The 19,599-nt window shown below is 70.9% G+C and carries 16 protein-coding genes and 1 pseudogene; 7 read left to right on the top strand and 10 right to left on the bottom strand.

The annotated features are described in order from the left end of the window. Positions 1 to 15: 15 nt before the first annotated feature. The 5 genes and pseudogenes from ACWGDB_RS29075 to ACWGDB_RS29095 all read left to right on the top strand — a co-directional run. Positions 16 to 1,086: pseudogene (locus tag ACWGDB_RS29075) on the top strand (pectate lyase family protein); the annotation flags it as partial. 100 nt (positions 1,087 to 1,186) lie between these two features. Continuing rightward, complete coding sequence (locus ACWGDB_RS29080) at positions 1,187 to 2,536, top strand: ABC transporter substrate-binding protein (RefSeq protein WP_453825146.1); 1,350 nt, start codon at positions 1,187 to 1,189, stop codon at positions 2,534 to 2,536. 120 nt (positions 2,537 to 2,656) lie between these two features. Then, positions 2,657 to 3,454, top strand: coding sequence for a rhamnogalacturonan acetylesterase (locus ACWGDB_RS29085; RefSeq protein WP_453825147.1), 798 nt, complete (start codon positions 2,657 to 2,659; stop codon positions 3,452 to 3,454). 34 nt (positions 3,455 to 3,488) lie between these two features. Further along, a complete protein-coding gene (locus ACWGDB_RS29090) occupies positions 3,489 to 4,799 on the top strand; it encodes a pectate lyase family protein (RefSeq protein ID WP_453825148.1) in 1,311 nt (436 codons plus the stop codon). Positions 4,800 to 4,903: 104 nt separating this feature from the next. Then, on the top strand, positions 4,904 to 6,043 hold the full coding sequence (locus ACWGDB_RS29095) for a pectinesterase family protein (protein WP_453825149.1): 1,140 nt from the start codon (positions 4,904 to 4,906) through the stop codon (positions 6,041 to 6,043). Positions 6,044 to 6,275: 232 nt separating this feature from the next. On the opposite strand, the gene ACWGDB_RS29100 is transcribed toward ACWGDB_RS29095, so the two are convergent. Continuing rightward, positions 6,276 to 7,142, bottom strand: coding sequence for a hypothetical protein (locus ACWGDB_RS29100; RefSeq protein WP_453825150.1), 867 nt, complete (start codon positions 7,140 to 7,142; stop codon positions 6,276 to 6,278). Beyond that, positions 7,139 to 7,708 carry a SigE family RNA polymerase sigma factor gene (locus ACWGDB_RS29105; protein ID WP_453825151.1) on the bottom strand — a complete coding sequence of 190 codons (570 nt, stop codon included), beginning with the start codon at positions 7,706 to 7,708 and terminating at the stop codon, positions 7,139 to 7,141. Before ACWGDB_RS29105 ends, ACWGDB_RS29100 begins: the two co-directional genes overlap by 4 nt. Positions 7,709 to 7,966: 258 nt before the next feature. On the opposite strand from ACWGDB_RS29105, the gene ACWGDB_RS29110 reads away from it, so the two are divergent. Then, positions 7,967 to 9,418 (top strand): NCS2 family permease, encoded by a 1,452-nt coding sequence (locus ACWGDB_RS29110; RefSeq protein ID WP_453825152.1) that lies wholly within the window; start codon positions 7,967 to 7,969, stop codon positions 9,416 to 9,418. 4 nt (positions 9,419 to 9,422) lie between these two features. Here ACWGDB_RS29110 and ACWGDB_RS29115 read toward each other — a convergent pair whose 3' ends face one another. The 6 genes from ACWGDB_RS29115 to ACWGDB_RS29140 all read right to left on the bottom strand — a co-directional run bounded on the left by ACWGDB_RS29115 (position 9,423) and on the right by ACWGDB_RS29140 (position 15,199). Next, positions 9,423 to 10,868 (bottom strand): peptidoglycan D,D-transpeptidase FtsI family protein, encoded by a 1,446-nt coding sequence (locus tag ACWGDB_RS29115; protein ID WP_453825153.1) that lies wholly within the window; start codon positions 10,866 to 10,868, stop codon positions 9,423 to 9,425. A 55-nt stretch (positions 10,869 to 10,923) separates the two neighbouring features. Continuing rightward, the gene (locus ACWGDB_RS29120) at positions 10,924 to 11,586 is read right to left on the bottom strand and encodes a response regulator (protein WP_453825154.1); all 663 of its coding nucleotides are present in this window, start codon (positions 11,584 to 11,586) and stop codon (positions 10,924 to 10,926) included. Next, positions 11,583 to 12,857, bottom strand: coding sequence for a sensor histidine kinase (locus ACWGDB_RS29125; RefSeq protein WP_453825155.1), 1,275 nt, complete (start codon positions 12,855 to 12,857; stop codon positions 11,583 to 11,585). Before ACWGDB_RS29125 ends, ACWGDB_RS29120 begins: the two co-directional genes overlap by 4 nt. After that, entirely contained in the window at positions 12,854 to 13,852 is a 999-nt protein-coding gene (locus ACWGDB_RS29130; protein ID WP_453825156.1) for a hypothetical protein, read from the bottom strand. The genes ACWGDB_RS29125 and ACWGDB_RS29130 overlap by 4 nt, the downstream gene beginning before the upstream one ends. Before the next feature lie 80 nt (positions 13,853 to 13,932). Continuing rightward, the gene (locus ACWGDB_RS29135; protein WP_453825157.1) at positions 13,933 to 14,403 is read right to left on the bottom strand and encodes a GNAT family N-acetyltransferase; all 471 of its coding nucleotides are present in this window, start codon (positions 14,401 to 14,403) and stop codon (positions 13,933 to 13,935) included. A 22-nt stretch (positions 14,404 to 14,425) separates the two neighbouring features. Further along, the gene (locus tag ACWGDB_RS29140; protein ID WP_383597305.1) at positions 14,426 to 15,199 is read right to left on the bottom strand and encodes an IclR family transcriptional regulator; all 774 of its coding nucleotides are present in this window, start codon (positions 15,197 to 15,199) and stop codon (positions 14,426 to 14,428) included. 130 nt (positions 15,200 to 15,329) lie between these two features. On the opposite strand from ACWGDB_RS29140, the gene ACWGDB_RS29145 reads away from it, so the two are divergent. Continuing rightward, positions 15,330 to 16,859, top strand: coding sequence for an aldehyde dehydrogenase (NADP(+)) (locus ACWGDB_RS29145; RefSeq protein ID WP_453825158.1), 1,530 nt, complete (start codon positions 15,330 to 15,332; stop codon positions 16,857 to 16,859). 113 nt (positions 16,860 to 16,972) lie between these two features. On the opposite strand, the gene ACWGDB_RS29150 is transcribed toward ACWGDB_RS29145, so the two are convergent. Both ACWGDB_RS29150 and ACWGDB_RS29155 read right to left on the bottom strand, forming a co-directional pair. Beyond that, a complete protein-coding gene (locus ACWGDB_RS29150) occupies positions 16,973 to 17,635 on the bottom strand; it encodes a response regulator transcription factor (protein ID WP_453825159.1) in 663 nt (220 codons plus the stop codon). A gap of 92 nt (positions 17,636 to 17,727) precedes the next feature. Beyond that, complete coding sequence (locus ACWGDB_RS29155) at positions 17,728 to 19,452, bottom strand: sensor histidine kinase (RefSeq protein WP_453825160.1); 1,725 nt, start codon at positions 19,450 to 19,452, stop codon at positions 17,728 to 17,730. Positions 19,453 to 19,599 lie beyond the last annotated feature (147 nt).

The following is a 19,599-nucleotide window of genomic DNA, read 5'->3' on the forward strand; positions in this document are numbered from 1 at the left end:
CTGTTGGGAGCCGCAATGACGCAGCACCTGGATAGCAAGCGCTTGCACAGACCGGGCCACGGCACGGTCCTGGCCGCCGTGCTGGGCCTTGTCGCCGCACTGAGCCTCGGGGTGATCGGGGAGGCCAACGCCGCGAGTCGGACGGCGGCTTCGTCCTCCGTCGATCGCTGGACCGACCGACCTCACGGGTTCGCCTCCCTCGCCGGGGGCACGACCGGTGGCGCGGGCGGCGAGGTCGTCACCGTCACCGACCAGGCATCCCTCGCCAAGTACGCGGCGGCGACGGAGCCGTACGTCATCCGGGTGCGGGGCGCCATCACCGCGCAGCCCTTCGGCGCGAGCGTCACCGTCGCCTCGGACAAGACCATCGTCGGCGTCGGTACGGGCGGCGAACTGGTGCAGGGCGAGTTCCACCTCGAACCCGGCACGCACAACGTGATCATCCGCAACCTGACGATCCGCGACTCGGCGATCGAGGGCAACTGGGACTGCAAGGACACCGACTTCGACGGCATCCAGATGGACACCGTCCACCACGTGTGGGTCGACCACAACCGCTTCTCGAACATCTGCGACGGCCAGCTGGACGTGCGCAAGGACAGCGAGTACGTGACCGTCTCCTACAACCGGTTCGAGAACAACAACAAGACCTTCGGACTCGGCTGGACGTCCAACGTCAGGACGCAGACAACGATCGACCACAACTGGTTCGCCAGCACCAAGCAGCGCAACCCGTCCGTGGACAACGCCGCCTACGCGCACCTGTACAACAACTACCTGACGGCACAGGCCGATCCGGGTGACCCGGTGTGGACGTACGGCAACTGGTCGCGGGGCCGGACCAAGATGGTCATCGAGAACAGCTACTACCGCGACGTCCAGCACCCCTACCAGGCCGACGCCACCGCGGAGCTGGTGCAACGCGGGTCGATCCTCAGGAACACGACCGGCCGGCACGACGAGTGGGGTGCCGCCTTCGACCCGCGGGACTTCTACGACTACCGCCTGGACCCCGCGGCCGCGGTGCCGGCGCTGGTGACGCGCTTCTCCGGGCCGCAGCAGCGGATCGGCCATCTCACCGGTGCCGATGGCCGGGCGCCGCATGCCCGGCGCTGAGTTCCGCTCGCGCCCCGAAGACCCCCACACCTTCACATCTCCGTCTGATCCAGAAGAAGAGAGCCGACCAATGAAGACCAGCATTCGCAGAAGCAGGCGCGCCGCCGTAGCCGTCGCTCTGGGCTCCGTCCTCGCCCTGACCGCCACCGCCTGCGGTGACGACGGGAGCAGCGCGGGCGGTGACAAGGGCGCCGAGGGCAGCGGCACCGGAAAGATCGTCTTCTGGGACAACAACGGCGGTGTCCGCACCGACATCTGGAAGGAGATCATCGCCGACTTCGAGAAGGCCAACCCGGACATCAAGGTCGAGTACGTCGGGATCCCGTCCACCGACTACCAGTCCAAGGTGGACACCGCCATCCAGGGCGGCGGCCTGCCGGACGTCGGCGGCGTCGGCGCGGCGATGCTCGCCGGGTTCGCCGCGCAGAACGCGCTGGAGCCACTCGACGACCGGGTCGCCAAGTCCTCCCTGAACGGCAAGCTCAACGAGGACATGGTCGCCTCGCTGAAGGCCGCGGGGGGCGGCGACGACAAGCTCTACTCGGTGCCGACCTCCGCCAACAACGGCGTGCTGTACTACCGCACCGACCTGTTCAAGAAGGCCGGGCTGGACGAGCCGGCGACCTGGGACAAGTTCTACGAGGCCGCCGAGAAGCTGACCGACGCCGGGAAGAACAAGTTCGGGTACACCATCCGTGGTGGGGCCGGCTCCATCGCCCAGGCGCTGGACGCCATGTACGGACAGTCCGGGATCACGTCCTTCTGGGACACGAGCGGTGCGAAGACGACCGTCAACGACCCCGAGAACGTGGCCGCGTTGGAGAAGTACGCCGCGCTGTACAAGAAGGTCACTCCGGCCGCCGACCTCAACAACGACTTCACCAAGATGGTCGCCCAGTGGGATTCCGGCACGATCGGGATGCTGAACCACAACCTCGGCTCGTACCAGGACCATGTGAAGGCCCTCGGTACGGACAAGTTCCGGGGCATTCCGCAGCCGGTCGGCGCCTCCGGCAAGCGGGTTCAGGTGTCCAACCCCGTGGACGGGATGGGGCTGTTCAAGAGCTCCAAGAACAAGGACGCCGCGTGGAAGTTCATCGAGTTCGCCACGTCGCACGACGAGAACTCGAAGTTCAACAAGACGGCCGGGCAGGTGCCGTCGAACAATGACGCGGCGAAGGACGCGTGGATTTCTGAGGCCGAGCCGACGAAGTTGGCTGCCGCGGCGTTGACGGACGGGTCGACGACGATCGTGCAGTTGCCGTACTACCTGCCCGACTGGAACACCATTTCCAAGGCCGACAACGAGCCGAACCTCCAGAAGGTGCTGAACGGGGACATGAGTGCCAAGGAGTTCCTGGACACGGTGGCCGATCAGCTGAATGAGGCTCAGGCCGAGTGGGCGGAACGGAACGGCTAGGTTGCCGGGTTTCGCCGTGGGGCGGCCTGTCGTTTGCAGGCTGCGGGCCGTCCCTGGCTGGTCGCGCAGTTCCCCGCGCCCCTAAGTGGGACGACTCGCCTCTGCTGAAAGGCACCCCCTGTGTCTCTTACGCGCAGACAGGTCAGTTCGGCTGCCGTCGCCGCCGTTCCCCTCGCCCTAGCGGGCACCGGTATCGCCCAAGCAGCTCAGCGCCACCGCACTCTCCACATCGCCGGTGATTCCACCGCCGCCCAGAAATACGCCGACGCCGCACCCGAGACCGGGTGGGGAATGGCGCTCCCCTTCTTCCTGCGCAAGAACCTGCTCGTCTCCAACCACGCGGTGAACGGGCGTAGTTCCAAGAGCTTTGTCGACGAAGGGCGGCTGGACGTTGTCCTCGCCGCCATCCGGCCCGGAGACTTCCTGCTCATCCAGTTCGCGCACAACGACGAGAAGGCCACCGACCCCACGCGGTACACCGAGCCCTGGAGCACATACCAGGACTACCTGCGCCTCTACATCGAAGGCGCCCGTGCCCGAGGTGCCCACCCCGTACTCGCCACCGCCGTCGAGCGCCGCAGGTTCGACGGTGACGGCAACGCTCTGCCGACCCACGGCGACTATCCGGCGGCGATGCGCGCGCTGGCCCAGCTGAAGCGGGTCACCCTGCTCGACATCCAGGCACTGTCCCTCGCGCTGTGGCAGCGGCTCGGGGTCGAGGAGACGAAGACGTACTTCAACTGGACCGCCACCGAGCAGGACAACACGCACTTCAACCCGCCCGGCGCGATCGCCGTGGCACGTCTCGTGGTGCAAGGGCTGCTGCGTACGCGGGTGCTCGGCCCGCGGGACGTGCGCCGGCTGGGCGAGGCGATCCTGGAGTCCTGGATCACCTGGCCGGAAGCGTCCGCCGCTTAGTCAACCTTCAGATCGCAGAAGAGGGAGCCGCACAGTGAACGCACAGATATGGCATGGGCATGCCACAAAGAGAGCGGCCGTTCTGATCGGCTGCACGGCCCTCGTCCTCGGTCTCACCGGCACCGGGGCGGAGGCACAGCCCCGTGACCTCGGCCGTCAGGTCCTCGGCGCGAGTGACGGCTGGGCCTCCGAGGGGGCCGGGACGACCGGCGGGGCCGCCGCCGACGCCGCGCACGTATACACCGTGAGCACCTGGGCGGAGTTCAGGCGGGCGCTCGCCGACGGTGGAAGCGCGCCCAGGATCATCAAGGTCGACGGCGTGATCGACGCCGTGTCGGAGGGCTGCGACGCCTTCGCGGCGGACGGGTACGACCTGCAGCGGTATCTCGCCGACTACGACCCCGCCGTGTGGGGTCACGACAGCCCCGTCAGCGGGGAACAGGAGGAATTGCGCGCCGCGTCCGCCGCCCGGCAGGACCAGGCCATCAAGGCGAACGTCCCGGCCGACACCACCATCGTCGGGGTCGGCAAGGGCTCCGGAATCCTCGGCGGCAGCCTCCAGATCAAGGGCGTGGACAACGTCATCCTGCGCAACCTCACCATCGAGGCCCCCGTCGACTGTTTCCCGCAGTGGGACCCGACCGACGACAACAAGACCGGCGCCTGGAACTCCGAGTACGACGGCGTGGTGGTGTACGGCTCCACCCATGTGTGGATCGACCACAACACGCTCACCGACGGCCGGTACCCGGACAGCACCTTGCCGACGTACTTCGGCAAGGTCTACCAGCGGCACGACGGGCTCCTCGACATCGTGCGCGGCGCCAACCTCGTGACGGTGTCCTGGAATTCGTTCACTGATCACGACAAGACCATGCTGATCGGCAACAGCGACAGCGCGGCTTCCACCGACACCGGCAAGCTCAAGGTCACCCTGCACCACAACCGCTTCGAGGGGATCGTCGAGCGGGCGCCCCGGGTGAGGTTCGGGCAGGTCGACTCGTACAACAACCACTTCGTCGTCACCGGTGACCAGAACTATGCGTACGTCTTCGGCATCGGCGCCTCCTCGCAGCTGTACGCCACGGACAACGCCCTCTCGCTGGCCCCCGGCGTCAGCGTCGGCAAGGCGCTGAAGAAGTGGAACGAGGCGCCGCTCACCGCTGAGAACAACTACGTCAACGGCAGGCTGACGGACCTCATCGCCGTCCACAACGCCGAGATCCCCGGCGAGACCCTCCAGCCCGGTGCCGGCTGGACGCCGACCCTGCGGACGAAGGTCGACCACCCCAAGGCGGTGCCGGGGATCGTCGACCACCGCGCGGGCGCCGGCAAGCTGCGCTGATCCCTCCTCTCCCGACCGGGCCGGGGCCCGCCGCCCCGGCCCGGCCCGCCCCACGCGAGGAAGCACCGCACCCCTGAAGAGCCGCACTCCCTAGGAGCACCCGCATGCCCTCGCCCCGCCTCCGACACCCCCTGTCCAGAAGGGGATTCCTGCTCGCCGGCACCGGCGCCGCCGCCACGCTCGCCCTCGCGCCGACCTCCGCCCGGGCCGCCGGCAACCCCAGGCCGCCCCGCCCCTTCGGCCGCTACGGTTCACCGGCCGCCCGCCTGACCCCGCAGACCCTCTACGTCCACCCGTCCGGACAGGGCGACTTCACCTCCGTCCAGGCCGCCGTCACCGCGGCGACCGGCAGCGGCTGGACGCTGGTCATCGCGCCGGGGACGTACCGGGAGACCGTGGCCGTGGACGTGACCCGGACGGGGATGAGCTGGCTCGGCGCCGGTGGCGACCCGCGTGACGTCGTCATCGTGTACGACAACGCCGCGGGCACTCCCAAGCCCGGCGGCGGCACCTACGGCACCACCGGCTCCGCCACCACCCTCGTCCAGGCCGACGGCTTCACCGCCCGCGATCTCACCTTCGCCAACGACTGGCTGCGCGCCGACCACCCCGGCATCAGCGGCACCCAGGCCGTCGCCATCAAGGTCCAGGGCGACCGGTCGGCCTTCCACCACTGCCGTTTCCTCGGTCACCAGGACACCCTGTACGCCGACTCGATCGCCCTCGGTGTCTTCGCCCGCCAGTACTTCTCGCGCTGCTACGTCGAGGGCGACGTCGACTTCGTCTTCGGGCGGGCCACGGCCGTCTACGAGCACTGCCACTTCCGGACCCTGACCCGGACCGACCTCCCTGCGGCCCCGTACGGCTTCGCCTTCGCCCCCTCGACAGCGGGCGCCAACCCGCGCGGCTACCTGGTGACCAGGAGCCGTATCAGCAGTGAGGCCCCGGACGCCCACTACAAGCTGGCCCGCCCCTGGGTGCCCAGCTCCGACACCACCGCCCGCCCCGCCCTCGTCGTCCGGGACACCCACCTCGGCCCCGGCATCGACGCGGTCGCGCCCTACACGAACATGTCGGACAGCTTCCCGTGGCAGGACCAGCGCTTCGCCGAGTACCGCAACAGCGGTCCCGGCGCGGTCGTCACCGTCCCGGCCAACCGACCCCAACTCACCGCCGAACAGGCCGAGTCGGCCACCCGCGCGGCCTACCTCGGCGACTGGCAGCCATGGAGGGCGGGGTGCTGACGACAGCCGACGCACCCTGCTGGCCGTTCCGACCATCGGCTCGCCGTGAACTGGCGCTCGGCGTACGCGCGAACGCCCCGCCGGTCGTCACCGGCGGGGCGTTCCGCTCTGCCGGCCGAGGGGGGCTCATGCCGGCAGGTCCAAGGGGCTCCGCTCACGCGTACGCGGTGAGGGGTCGCGTTCGTGATGTCAGATGCCGAGAAACTGCGGGAGGTTGCTTGCGGATCGTGCCTTACGAATCCCCGTCGGCCGTCGAGTCGTTGTCGCCGTGTGCCGCGAAGCCGCCCGCCACGGAGAGCTGTTCGCCGCCTGCCTTGGCCGTGATCGCATAGCTGTCGCCCCGCGCGTCCCGGCCGCCTCGCTCATGATCGTACTGCCCCGCGAACACCCATGCGCCCTCGCGGACCGTACGGCCCTCTTTGAGTGTCCAGGTGTGGACGAGGAAGCCGTCCTCCTCCTCGACGGTCAGCGTGAAGTCCTCCTCCGGCAGCGAGCGCCAGGCGCCTGCCGTGCTGACCCCGCCGGTCTGCTTGATCTGCAACCGGACGGTGAGTGCGCTGAGTTGTTCACTCGTCTTCAGGGTCACATTGCTCTGTGCCCAGAAGTCATTGCTGTGCGGGTCCACCGAGCCGTCCGACCACAGGGGGCCGTCCTGCTCGCCCTTCGCGGCGGGGGGCTCGGGCGTGGCGCTCGGCCGCCGGGTCGGCGCCGTGGTCGTCTCGCGGGACTCAGGCGTCCGCTCGGGCGTCGGGTCCGCCGACGGGGCGGGCGGGACCGGGGCGCCGCTCGACGCGTCCGGGGGCGGGGTGGGCGTCGGTGAAGTGGCCACCGACTGCTGCGGGGTGTCCTCCTGCACGGCGGACGCCACCGCGTAGCCGCCGACCGCGAGCACTCCGGCGACCGCGGCCGTCGCGCTCACGACCCGGAACCAGCCGTACGCCGACGGGCGGTTCGCCCGGTGGGCGGTGCGGGTCTGCCCGGAGGGTTCCGCCATGCCGCGCTCGACCCGGGCCAGGATCCGCTCGCGGTCGGGCTCGTGCGCCTCGGCCGCCTCGTGCAGCCGGGCGCGCAGTTCGTCGTGCACGTCCCGCCGCATCATCGGTTCCTTCCCGCGGCGCCCTGGGTGCGCACCATCGCCGCCGCGTGCACCTTGAGGGGAGCGCCCTGTGTCCCGAGCCGCCGTTGCAGCTCGGCCATCCCCTTCGAGGTCTGGCTCTTCACCGTACCGACCGATATCCCGAGGGCGAGCGCGGTGTCCTTCTCGGAGAGGTCGAAGGCGTGCCGCAGCACCACACAGGCGCGTTTGCGGAACGGGAGTCCACGCAACGCCTCCTGGACGTCGACGACGCCCGCGACGTCCGGGTTCTCCGCCTTCTCCTCGCGCTGCGACCAGAACAGGGCGACCCGTCGCCGCTCCCGGACCGCGCTGCGGATTCTGCTGCGGGCCAGGTTGGCCACGACGCCGCGTGCGTACGCCACCGGACGATCGGCCGCGCGGACCCGGTCCCAGCGATGCCACAGCGCCAGCAACGCGTCCGCGGCCAGATCGTCGGCCGCGTCCGCCTCGCCCGTCAGCAGGTGGGCCAGGCGCGCGAGTTCGGCATAGTGCCGCTCGAAGAAGGCATGGAACTCCACGGAGGCGTCGTCGTCGACGACCGTGCCCATGGGCGGCCCTCCTTGCCTATGAGTGGCATGTGTATGACATGTGATCGTCCGGCGATCATCCCGCGATCATGCAGAGAGGTCGGGAAGCGTAGCAGCGATCGAATGCCCTGTTCGTACGAAGTCTCGAACGACGTGTGGTACGTCGCACGAAAGTAGGCCTGATTCCGTAACACGGGGAAAACCTGAAGCGCGTTCAACGCGGGAACAATCCAGCCAGCGTCCGCACACCGATCAGTCAGGCAGCAAGGAGCAACCGCCATGTCCGATTCCCCGAAGGTGGCCGACCGGTCAACTGCCCCGCCGCCAGGCGTGAACAGCCTTGACCGGTTCTTCAAGATCTCCGAACGGGGCTCCACCTTCGCCCGTGAGATACGCGGCGGCTTCGCCACGTTCTTCACGATGGCCTACATCCTTGTCCTGAATCCCATCATCCTGGGCAGCGCGAAGGACAAGTTCGGCCACCAGTTGGATGCGGTCCAACTCACCACCGCCACCGCCCTGGTGGCCGCGGTCATGACGATCATCATGGGCGTCGGCGGCAACCTCCCGCTCGCCCTCGCCGCCGGCCTGGGCCTGAACGCCGTCGTCGCCTTCCAGATCGCCCCGCTGATGTCCTGGGACGACGCGATGGGCCTGGTCGTCCTCGAAGGCCTGCTGATCTGCGTGCTGGTGGTCACCGGGCTGCGCGAGGCCGTCATGCATGCCATCCCGCAGCCGCTCAAGCAGGCGATCAGCGTCGGCATCGGCCTGTTCATCGCCTTCATCGGCTTCGTCGACGCCGGGTTCGTCAGCCGTGTCCCGGACGTCGCGAACACCACCGTGCCGGTTCAGCTGGGCGGCACCGGCACCCTCACCGGGTGGCCGATCCTCGTGTTCTGCCTCGGAGTTCTGCTGACGATCGCCCTGCTCGCCCGGAAGGTGAAGGGCGCCATCCTGATCAGCATCGTGACCATGACGGTCCTGGCGATGGTCATCAACTCGGTCGCCGACATCAAGGCGTGGGGTCTGACCACGCCCGCGTGGCCCGACAAGGTCGTCGACACCCCAGACTTCGGACTCATCGGCGACTTCAGCCTGTTCGGCGCGTTCGGCGAGACCACCGCCATCACCGTCGTGCTGCTGATCTTCACGCTGGTGCTGTCCGACTTCTTCGACACCATGGGCACGGTCGTCGGCATAAGCGCCGAAGCCGGACTCCTCGACGAGCAGGGCAAGGTGCCGAACCTCGGCCGGGTGCTGCTGATCGACGGCGCCGCGGCGGCAGCGGGCGGCGCGGCCTCCTCGTCCTCGGCGACCTCCTACATCGAGTCGGCCGCCGGCGTCGGCGAAGGCGCGCGCACCGGCTTCTCCAACCTCATCACCGGCGGCCTGTTCGCCCTGGCCCTCTTCCTGACCCCGCTGCTCACCATCGTCCCGCTCCAGGCGGCCGCCCCCGCGCTCGTCGCCGTCGGCTTCCTGATGATGACCCAGGTCAAGCACATCGACTGGGACAGGTACGAGATCGCCATCCCGGCGTTCCTGACCATCGCCGTCATGCCCTTCACCTATTCGATAACGAACGGCATCGGGGCGGGCTTCCTCGCCTACGTCGTGATCAAGACGGTGCTGGGCAAGGCGAAGGACATCCACTGGCTGCTGTGGGGAACGTCGGCGCTGTTCCTGGTGTACTTCGCCATCAACCCGATCGAGCAGTTCCTGGGCGTCAAGTGACCCGCTAGTTCTTGAGCGCCGCCTCCATCACCTTCCTGGCCACGGGGGCGGCCAGCCCGTTGCCGCTGACCTCGGACCTGGCGGCGTTCGACTGCTCGATGATCACCGCCACGGCGACCTCCTTGCCGTCGGCCTTCCCGTACGACGTGAACCAGGCGTACGGCGTCTTGCTGTTCTTCTCACCGTGCTGGGCCGTGCCCGTCTTGCCGCCCACCGTCGCGCCCGGGATCTGCGCGTTCGTGCCCGTGCCCTTCTCGACGACCGTCTGCATCGCCGACTGGAGCTGCTCGGCCGTGTCCGAGCTGACGATCTCCTTGGTCTCGGCGCTGTCGTCGTAGTTCTCCAGGACATCGCCGCCGCCGTCGGTGATCTGCGACACCATGTGCGGCGAGACCAACTTGCCGCCGTTGGCGATGGCAGCCGACACCATGGCGATCTGCAGCGGGGTCGCGGTGACGTCGAACTGGCCGATGCCCGAGAGCGCGGTCTGCGGCTTGTCCATGTCGGAGGGGTACACGCTGGGGTACGCCCGCACCGGGACGTCCTGCTCCTCGTCGTTGAAGCCGAACTTCTCGGCCGTCTCCCTGACCTTGTCCTGGCCCAGGTCGACGGCCATCTTGCCGAAGACGTTGTTGCACGAGTACTGCAGGGCGACCCGGATCGAGGCGTCCTTGCAGGGGGCGTTGGGGTTTTCGTTGCCCAGCTTCCGGTTGGTGTCCGGCAGCGGGTACGGGTCCGGGCTGTCCGTCTTCTCATCCACCGACGAGTACAGGCCGTCCTCCAGCGCGGCGGCCGCCACGACCAGCTTGAACGTCGAACCCGGCGGCAGCGGCTGCCGCAGCGCGCGGTTCGTCATCGGCTTCTCGGCGTCCTTGGTCAGCTGCTTCCAGGCTTCCGAGTCGCCCGTGGTGATCCGCGACGGGTCGTACGACGGAGTGGAGACGACCGCGAGGATCTTCCCCGTCCTCGGGTCGATCGCGACCGCGGCGCCCTTGTTGTCGCCGAGCGCCTCGTACGCCGCCTTCTGCACACCCGGGTCGATCGTCGTGACCACATTGCCCGGATCGGCCCGCTTGTCGGTGATCGTGTCCATCACGCTCTTGACGCGGGTGTCGCTGCCGTCGAGCAGGTCCTGGTAGATGCCCTCCAGCTGGGTGGCTCCGAACGCCTGCGAGCTGTAGCCGGTCACGGCCGAGTACAGCGAGCCGTCCGTGTAGGTCCGCTTGTACGCGAGGTCGCTGCCCTTCGTCGGCGCCGAGCCGGTGACCGCCTCGCCGCCCACGATGATGTTGCCGAGCGGCTGGCTGTACAGCGCGATCGTGTTCCGCCGGTTGTCCTTGTCGTCCGCGAGGGCCTGGCCTTCGTAGAACTGCACCCAGGTCGCCCTGACCAGCAGAGCGAACACCAGGAGCAGCGTGAAGACGGACGCCCGCCTGATCGTCTTGTTCATCCCACTCGAGAGGACGATCCGGATGGGGGCAATCGTTCCCTTGCGCCCGTATTTCTCATCGGGCGTTCATGAAGCCCGCCTCGTACGCGGCGATCACGGCCTGTGTGCGGTCCCGGGTGCCGGTCTTCGCCAGCACCGCCGCCACGTGCGACTTCACGGTGGCCGGACCGACCTCCATCCGCCGTGCGATCTCCGCGTTGGTCAGGCCCTGCGCCATCAGCCGCAGCACCTCGCTCTCCCGGCCTGTGAGCCTCGCCACCCAGGGCGGCGGCGCGGGGTACGCGCGCGCGTGCTCGGCCGCGAGGGTGCGTACGGCCGACGGGAACAGCAGGGTGTCGGTGTGCGAGACCAGCCGTACGGCCTGCACGAGCGCGTCGGCGTCCGCCCGCTTCAGCAGGAACCCGGCCGCTCCGGCGCGCAGGGCGTCGTACACGTAGGAGTCGTTCTCGAAGGTGGTCACGACGACGATACGGGGCGGTTCGTCGAGGGTGGCGAGGATCTGCTCGGTGGCCCGGATGCCGTCGATCTCGGGCATCCGGACGTCCATGAGGACCACGTCGGGCCGCCGCTCCCGCACGAGGGACACCGCCTCGGCGCCGGTCGCCGCCTCGCCGACCACCTCCAGGTCCGGCTCGGCGGAGAGGATGGCGCGCAGGGCGCTGCGGACCATGCGCTCGTCGTCGGCGAGGACGACACGGATCGCGGGGCGGGGCGTCATGGGCGTTCCCTCGGGGTCGGCGGGCAGGTCATCGGCAGCCGTACGCGCAGTCTCCACCAGCCGTCCGCCGGCCCCGCCGCCACGGTCCCGCCCAGCAGCCGGGCGCGGTCGGCGATGCCGCGCAGGCCGTGGCCGCCGCCGGGGCGGCAGGTGGGGGCGTGGGTCAGCGGGTTCTCCACGGTGATCTCCAGGTGCCCTTCGGCGATGAGGATCCGCAGGGTCACGCTCACCCGCTCCCCGGCGTGCTTCAGGGCGTTGCTCAGCCCCTCCTGCACGATGCGGTAGGCCTCACGGGACAGGACGGGCGGCAGGGCGTCGGGGTCTGCGTCGACCGTGGAGGTCACCCGCAGCCCGCCCGCGCGGGTGCGGCGCAGCAGCCCGGCGAGGTCGGCGGCGAGGGTGGGCGCCGGGGCGGTACCGGGTGCGTCGCCGTCTCTCAGCACACCGAGCACGGCGTCGAGTTCGCCGACCGTGCGCCGGGTCGTGTCCTCGATCGCGGCGAGGGCCTCACGGACGAACTCCGCGTCGGTGTCGAGGACCCGGCGGGCCGCGCTCGCCTGCAGGGTGACGGCGCTCAGGGCGTGGCCGACGGAGTCGTGCAGTTCGCGCGCGAGCCGGTTGCGCACGGCGAGGTCGGCGGCGCGCGCCTCGGCCACCACGAGCCGGTCCTCGGGCGTGGGCCCGAGCAACGCGGGCGCCCAGCGGGCGAGAAGCGCGCCGCAGCCGGCCGCGCAGCCGGCGAGCGCGACGAGCGTCGCCACGCCCGCGACCGGCGCGAGCGCCAGTATCCAGGTCTGGTCGAGGGCCTCGGGCAGGTCGACGAGCCGGGCGCCGCCCAGCCACACGAGCAGCGGCAGCGCGGTGAGGAACCCGGCGAACGGCGGCACCGCCAGCGACATCCCCGAGATGATCCCGCCGAACCCGAGATGCAGCGTGAACCAGGCCGCCGCCCGCCCCTTCGCCGCCCGCGTACGGGCGGGTCCGCGGGCGAGCAGGCCCGCGTCGACACCGCACAGCGACCGCACCGCGCCCGCCTCCATGGGCCGGGTCAGCGGGAACAGGGCCGCGGTGAGGGTGGCAAGGGGCAATCCCACGGCGAAGGAGAGCAGTTGGAGCGGGAGATCGTTGAAGACGTAGCGCGAGTTGGTGGCGGGACCGACGACGAGCTGGCCGACGAAGACGTACGGCATGGCGAGCGCGCCGCCGAGGATCAGATGGATCCAGCGCCGGCGCGCCCGCCGCCCGAACAGCAACCCGATCAACCCGCTCACGCCGTACGACGATTCCGGCTCGCGGAGCGCTCCGCGAGGAAGTGGACCCCGAGGCAGGCGACGAGGATGCCGACGATCATCTGGCCAGCGTAGGTGAGGCTCAGCGCCGGTGAAGGGCCGTCCGCCACGTCGGTGAGCGGGGCCAGCGACAACCAGCCCGCCCAGCAGACCGCGGCCGCCGAGCCGACCCAGGCGAGAGCGAGGGGCAGCCCGACGGGCAGGGTCCGGCCGCGCCGGAAGGCGAGGAGGAGTGCGCCGGTGACGGCCATGGCGAGGAACACGGCGGACAGGGCCTCCATGACGTAGAAGCCGCTGGTCCGGTCTGCGAGGCGGGTCGCGTCGAGCCCGGCGGTGCCGCCGCACGCCCACAGCAGGTGGGCGACCAGTGCCGGCAGCGCGCAGCCGGCCGCCGCGACGCCGATGGCACGCTGGGCCGCCCCGATGAGGCCGACCGGAAGCTCCCAGACCCGCCCCTCCCACAGCCGGCCCCAGCGGTCGCGGGCGTAGAGCACGAGCAGGGCGCCGAGGGTGAGTCCCTGCACGATGAACCCGGTGTAGACGACCCCGAAGACCCAGGCGTCGAGGAACGGTTCACCATCGGCGGTGGTGTTCGTGGGCCCGCCGAGCGCGTCGACGACGAGCTGGATCGGGAACCCGGCCATGATCGGCGCGAGCAGCCCGGTGGCCACCCAGGCGGGGAGGGCGAGCAGCCAAGCGGGCACCCGCAGCCCCCACGGCCGGGTCAGCAGCAGCGCGAGCACGATGACGGCCGCGTCCATGAGCACGGTGACGCTGTTGGCGACGGCCATGCTCGCCCGGTGCTCCAGCAGCGGGCTGCCGTCCGGGATGCCGATCCGACTCCCCGCGATCCAGGCGGCCTTGAGCGAGAGATACGGCACGCAGGAGACGATGGCGACGGCCCGCAGGGCGCGACGGGACCTGCCGGGGCCGACGGCGTGGTCGGTCCCCGGGTCGGGAGCGAGTGTCTGCGTCATACGGCCACGCTCCCGCGAGAGCACCGGCCGGCGCCTCCTGCACGGCGATGATCCCGCTCCGCCTCACGGGGGAGAGGACCTCACCCCTCCAGGTGCAGCACGACCTCGTCGATCTCCTCGCCCCGCGCGTTCGCGAAGCCCCGCGCGTACGCGGTCACCCGGAAGCCGCACTTGTGCAGCACCCGCAGCGAGCCCTCGTTGTCCGCCGCCGCCCGCGCGTACAGCGGGCGTTCGGGGACCTCGGCGAGCAGCCCGCGCAGGGCGGCCGTGGCGACCCCCCGGCCCCAGTACGCGCGGTCGACCCAGTAGGTGACCTCCCGCTCGCCCGGCTCCCCGTACACGGCCGCGCTGCCCACCACGTCACCGTCGGCCAGGATCGTGCGCATCACGTCGCCCGAGGACCGGATCCGCCTCCAGCGGGCGTCGAAGGCGTCCCAGTCCTCCGGATCTTTCGGGGTGAAGGCCGCCATCCGCAGGGCCTCCGGGTCGTTCAACTGCCGGTAGAAGACCGGCAGATCGCTGTCATGCACCTCGCGGAGTTCCACATCCATGGAGTCAGAGCCTACGAGGGAGTCAGAGCCTGCGCGTGGCCAGCGTCAGCCTGTCGCGTGCGTCGAACAACGCGTCCTTCACCATCTGCTCGTGCGCGGGCGTCAGCCGTGCCACCGGCACCGAGCAGCTGATCGCGTCGCGGGCCGGCGTGCGGTACGGGATCGCCACGCCGAAGCAGCGCAGGCCGAGGGTGTTCTCCTCGCGGTCGACGGCGAAGCCCTGCTCGCGGACCTGGTGCAGCTCCTCGATGAGCTTCTCGCGGTCGGTGATCGTGTTCTCGGTCAGCGCGGGGAGCGTCTCCGGGAGCATCTTGCGGACCTGTTCGTCCGTGTAGGTGCTCAGCAGCGCCTTGCCGAGGGAGGTCGAGTGGGCCGGGAGCCGGCGGCCGACCCGGGTGAAGGGGCGCAGGTAGTGCTGGGACTGGCGGGTGGCCAGGTAGACGACGTTCGTGCCGTCCAGCCGGGCCAGGTGGATGGTCTCCGTCGTGTCGTCCGAGAGGCGGTCCAGCGTCGGTCGCGCCGCCGCGACCACCTCGTCGCCGTCGATGTACGAGGTGCCGACCAGCAGCGCCCGTACGCCGATGCCGTACCGCGTGCCCGTCGCGTCCGTCTCCACCCAGCCGAGCTCCACGAGTGTGCGCAGCAGCATGTACAGACTGGACTTGGGGTAACCGACGGCCTCCTGGACCGCGGCGAGGGAGTGCATACCGGGGCGTCCGGCGAAGTATTCGAGCAGTTCAACCGTCCGTACCGCGGACTTGACCTGCGCTCCGCCCCCCGTCTCGACAGCCGACATCGCCCTTGACCCCTTCGTTCGACGGGAAATAGTCTCCGCAGCATATTCATCATCAGAGACAACGTTCAGTATATCGAACGACCCTGGTGGATGACCCAGTACTGCGGCATTACATGTGGAGGGACCCGCGGTGGCAGCAGCACCAGTCTGGAGTGTCGACCCCCGAACCGGGAAGCAGCGTGAACAGGTTGCGGTGGAGGCCACAGCCCAGGAGGTGGACGCCGCCGTCCGCGCCGCGCACGAGGCGCGTGGTGCGCTCGCCGACCGCACGGTCCGCGCGGCCTTCCTGCGCGGTGCCGCCGACCGGCTCCAGGCCGCCAAGGACCACCTCGTCGAGGCCGCCGACGCCGAGACCGCGCTCGGCCCGGTCCGCCTCACCGGTGAACTCGCCCGCACCTGCTACCAGCTGAGGGCCTTCGCGGACATCGTCGACGAGGGCGCCTTCCTCGACGTCGTCATCAACCACCCCGACGACACCGCGACCCCGCCGATCCCGGACCTGCGCCGCTACAAGGTGTCCCTCGGCGTCGTCGCCGTCTACTCGGCCTCCAACTTTCCCTTCGCCTTCTCCGTCGCCGGCGGCGACACCGCGAGCGCGCTGGCCGCGGGCTGCCCGGTCGTCGTCAAGGCCCACCCCGACCACCCGGCGCTGTCCGAGCTGGTCGCCAAGGTGCTGCGTACGGCTGCCGCCGAGCACGGCATCCCGGCGGGCGTGCTGGGCCTGGTGCACGGCTTCGACGCCGGCATCGAGCTGATCAGGCACCCGCTGGTCGCCGCGGCCGGTTTCACCGGTTCGGTACGGGGCGGGCGTGCCCTCTTCGACGCCGCCGCGGCCCGTCCGGTCCCGATCCCCTTCCACGGCGAACTGGGCTCCCTGAACCCCGTCGTGATCACCGAGGCCGCCGCCGCCGAGCGGGCCGAGGCCATCGGCACGGGGCTGGCCGGCTCGATGACGCTGGGCGTCGGCCAGTTCTGTGTGAAGCCCGGTCTCGTGCTCGCGCCGACCGGTGCGGCCGGCGACCGGCTGCTGAAGACGCTCACGGACGCCGTCAGCGACACCGAGGCCGGCGTCCTGCTGGACCACCGCATGCGGGACAACTTCATCGCCGGGGTCGCCGAGCGCACCGGGCTGCCGGACGTGGAGTCGCCGGTGACTCCGGGAGCCGGCGGGGAGCACACGGTCAGCGCCGGGTTCCTGACGGTCGCGGCCGAGAAGCTGACCGCCGAGGGGGCGTACGACCTGCTCCTGGAGGAGTGCTTCGGGCCGGTGACGGTCATCGTCCGCTACGACGACGACACCCAGGCCCAGGCCGTGCTGTCCCGGCTGCCCGGCAACCTCACGGCGACCGTTCACCTGTCGGCCGAGGAGGCGGCGGGCGAGGGGCGCGGCGCGGAGATCCTCGCGGAGCTGACGCCGCTGGCCGGCCGCGTGCTGGTGAACGGGTGGCCGACGGGTGTCGCCGTGGCGCCGGCTCAGCATCACGGCGGTCCGTACCCGGCGACCACCTCGACGTCGACGTCGGTCGGCGGCACGGCCATCGAGCGGTGGCTGCGGCCGGTCGCCTATCAGGGGGCGCCCGAGGCGCTGCTGCCCGTGGAGCTGCGGGACGACAACCCGCTGGGGCTGCCCCGTCGGTTCAACGGCACGCTGGAGCGCTGAGCGCTTCGCTGGGAGTGCCGGGGAATTCGGCCGTCGTCAGTCCGCGGCGCCGTCGTGGCTGGTCGCGCAGTTCCCCGCGCCCCTGAAGGCGTTGCGGCCGCCCGCGTTGGGGGTCAGTTCGTGTCCGCCTCCAGGCCCGCGTCCCGGGCCAGGAGGGCCGCCTGCACCCTGTTCTCGCAGTCGAGCTTGGTCAGGATGCGGCTGACGTACGTCTTCACCGTCGCCTCGCTCATGTGCAGCCGGGCGCCCGCGTCCGCGTTCGACAGGCCCTCGCCCAGCAGGGCCAGTACCTCGCGTTCGCGGGCGGTCAGGTCGGCCAGCCGGCGGCGGGCCTCCTCGCCGCGCGCGGTGGCGGCGGGGGAGGCCAGGATGTCCACGACGTGGCGGGTCGCGGCCGGGGACAGATAGGCGTTGCCGGCCGCCGCCGCGCGCACCGCGTGGATCAGCTCCTGCGGCGCGGAGTCCTTCAGCAGGAAGCCCGCGCCGCCGTGGCCGAGGGCCCGCAGGACGTTGTCGCGCTCGCCGAACGTGGTCAGGATCAGCACGCGCACCCCCGGCGCGGCACGGCCGAGCTCGGCCAGCGCGGTCAGCCCGTCCATCACCGGCATCTGGATGTCCAGCAGGGCCACGTCGACCGCGGTGCTCCGGGCGGTCTCCACCGCCTCCCGGCCGTCGCCCGCCTCCGCGACGACGTCGATGTCGTCGGCAGAGGTGAGGATCATCCTGATGCCGGCCCGGATGAGCGGCTCGTCGTCGGCGACGAGGACCCGGATCACGCGGCCTCCTGCACGGTGTCGGTGTGATGAGCGGATGGCAGAGCCCCGCCATCATGCCGGATCCGGTCACCCGTGCGACCCGGTGCCGCCGTTCAGAGCTCGTCCTTGAAGGTCTCCTTCGCGACCAGCTTCCCGTCGCGGAAGCAGAACCGGTAGACGACGTCGTCGTCCATGTCCAGATAGTGACGGCACGTCGCGCCCTCGGGCAGCGGCGGGCCGTTCTTCTCCTGGCCCTCGGTGAGCAGGGAACTGCCCTCGGGCAGCTTGGCCTTCACGTCCTTCTCGGCGTCGCCGACCTTCGCGGACGTGTACACGCCCGGCGATATGGTGCCGCTCTCCACCTCGTCGAACAGCGCCATCAACCCCCAGGCAACGAGGGCGAGAACGCCCACGACGAGGACGACGGAGGTGACGGCACAGCCGAGGGCGACCTTCTTCTTGCTGCTCATGATGGCGGCGAACTCCCCTTGCGGATCGGAACGGTCGATGACCGCTCCACCGTCGCCCGCCGTGCCCCCGCCGGGCTGCCCCCGAAAGTCGTCGTCCGACGCGACGGAGGTCGCGCCGTCCGGGCGGGGCAGGGACTCGCCACCGCCGTAGGGCAGCACACCGGCGAGGCGGAAGCCGCCGTCGGGACCGGGGCCGGTGTGCACCATGCCGCCGACCAGCCGTGCCCTCTCCCGCAGGCCCGCCAGGCCCTGGCCGCCGCTCACCGCGGGCGGGGCCGCCGGTGCCCCGGCCGGCACGGGCCCGTTGGCCACCTCGACCACCAGGCTGTCGGGTTCGTAGCGCAGCGCCACCGTGATCGGGGCGCCCGGCGCGTGCTTGTGCGCGTTGGTCAGGCCCTCCTGGGCGATGCGGTACGCCGCGTGGTCGGCGGCGGGCGCGAGGGGACGTACGGTGCCGGAGCGGTGCAGCTCGATCGCCGCGCCCACGGCCCGCGACGCCTCGACGAGGCCGTCGACGGCGGCCGCCACGCGGGCCGTCGGGGGCTCGGCGTCGGCCGCGTCCGGCCGCTGCCCGGCAGGCGCCTCGACGCCGTCCCGCAGGATGCCCACCGCCTCGCGCAGCTCCCGCATCGCCGCCCGGGAGGCCTCCCGGAGGATGCCCACCCCTTCCCGCTGCCGGTCGCCCAACTCCGGGTCCACCTCCAGCGCCCCGGTGTGCACGGCGATCAGCGCGAGCTGGTGGCCGAGGCTGTCGTGCATGTCCTGGGCGATGCGCTGCCGTTCGAGGAGGCGGGCCTGCCGCGCCACCATCGCCTGCTCGCGCACCAGCTGGGCGTTGTGCCGCTGCAGGGCGTCGAGCAGCGCGTGACGCTGGGCGCGATAGCGGGAGGCGAGACCCGGCACGACCACCATCGCCAGGAACGTCGCCGCCGCCAGCGCGGCCGTCATGAGCAGCGACAGCTGGATCTCCTCGTCGGCCGCGCTGCGGGCGCCCACGGCGCAGTAGAGGACGAATCCCGCGGCGTAGGCGGCCAGTGCCCGCCCGGGACGCATGATGCGGCTGCCCGCCGACCAGCTCGCGTACGTCAGCAGCAGCGCCGCGCCGGTCACCGCCCCGGCCATGGCCGCCGAGACGAGCAGCACCGTCGCCGGCAGCGACCGGCGGGCCAGCGTCAGTACGGCGACGGCCAGGGCCACGGCGACGCCCCGCGCTCCGAACCCGGCATCGCCGTCGAAGAGACCCGCCGTCCCGGCGAGCACGACCGTGAGCACGGCCTCCCCGACGATCCGCTTACGGGGCCACGGGGAGGCGGCGGCGAGCCGGGCGCGAAGCGGCCGGTCGGTACGGGGTGTCAGGCTTGCGTCCACCCGCAGACGATAGACAGCCGCCCCCCGCCGCCCGCATCCGCCCTTCGGCGCACCCGCGAACGACGAAAGTGAACACCCGGTCCCCACCGCGGCCGTCCTCTTTGGTCGTTGCGGACGACGACTTACGGAGACTGCCCCGGGCCGGGT

It is taken from the genome of Streptomyces sp. NPDC055013 (assembly GCF_053608645.1).

Coding starts and splice junctions, on each gene's coding strand:
- ACWGDB_RS29130 (WP_453825156.1), bottom strand. CDS start 13,852: ATGACGCAGACACTCGCTCCCGACCCGGGGACCGACCACGCCGTCGGC.
- ACWGDB_RS29095 (WP_453825149.1), top strand. CDS start 4,904: ATGCCCTCGCCCCGCCTCCGACACCCCCTGTCCAGAAGGGGATTCCTG.
- ACWGDB_RS29115 (WP_453825153.1), bottom strand. CDS start 10,868: ATGAACAAGACGATCAGGCGGGCGTCCGTCTTCACGCTGCTCCTGGTG.
- ACWGDB_RS29140 (WP_383597305.1), bottom strand. CDS start 15,199: ATGTCGGCTGTCGAGACGGGGGGCGGAGCGCAGGTCAAGTCCGCGGTA.
- ACWGDB_RS29110 (WP_453825152.1), top strand. CDS start 7,967: ATGTCCGATTCCCCGAAGGTGGCCGACCGGTCAACTGCCCCGCCGCCA.
- ACWGDB_RS29120 (WP_453825154.1), bottom strand. CDS start 11,586: ATGACGCCCCGCCCCGCGATCCGTGTCGTCCTCGCCGACGACGAGCGC.
- ACWGDB_RS29080 (WP_453825146.1), top strand. CDS start 1,187: ATGAAGACCAGCATTCGCAGAAGCAGGCGCGCCGCCGTAGCCGTCGCT.
- ACWGDB_RS29135 (WP_453825157.1), bottom strand. CDS start 14,403: ATGGATGTGGAACTCCGCGAGGTGCATGACAGCGATCTGCCGGTCTTC.
- ACWGDB_RS29100 (WP_453825150.1), bottom strand. CDS start 7,142: ATGATGCGGCGGGACGTGCACGACGAACTGCGCGCCCGGCTGCACGAG.
- ACWGDB_RS29105 (WP_453825151.1), bottom strand. CDS start 7,708: ATGGGCACGGTCGTCGACGACGACGCCTCCGTGGAGTTCCATGCCTTC.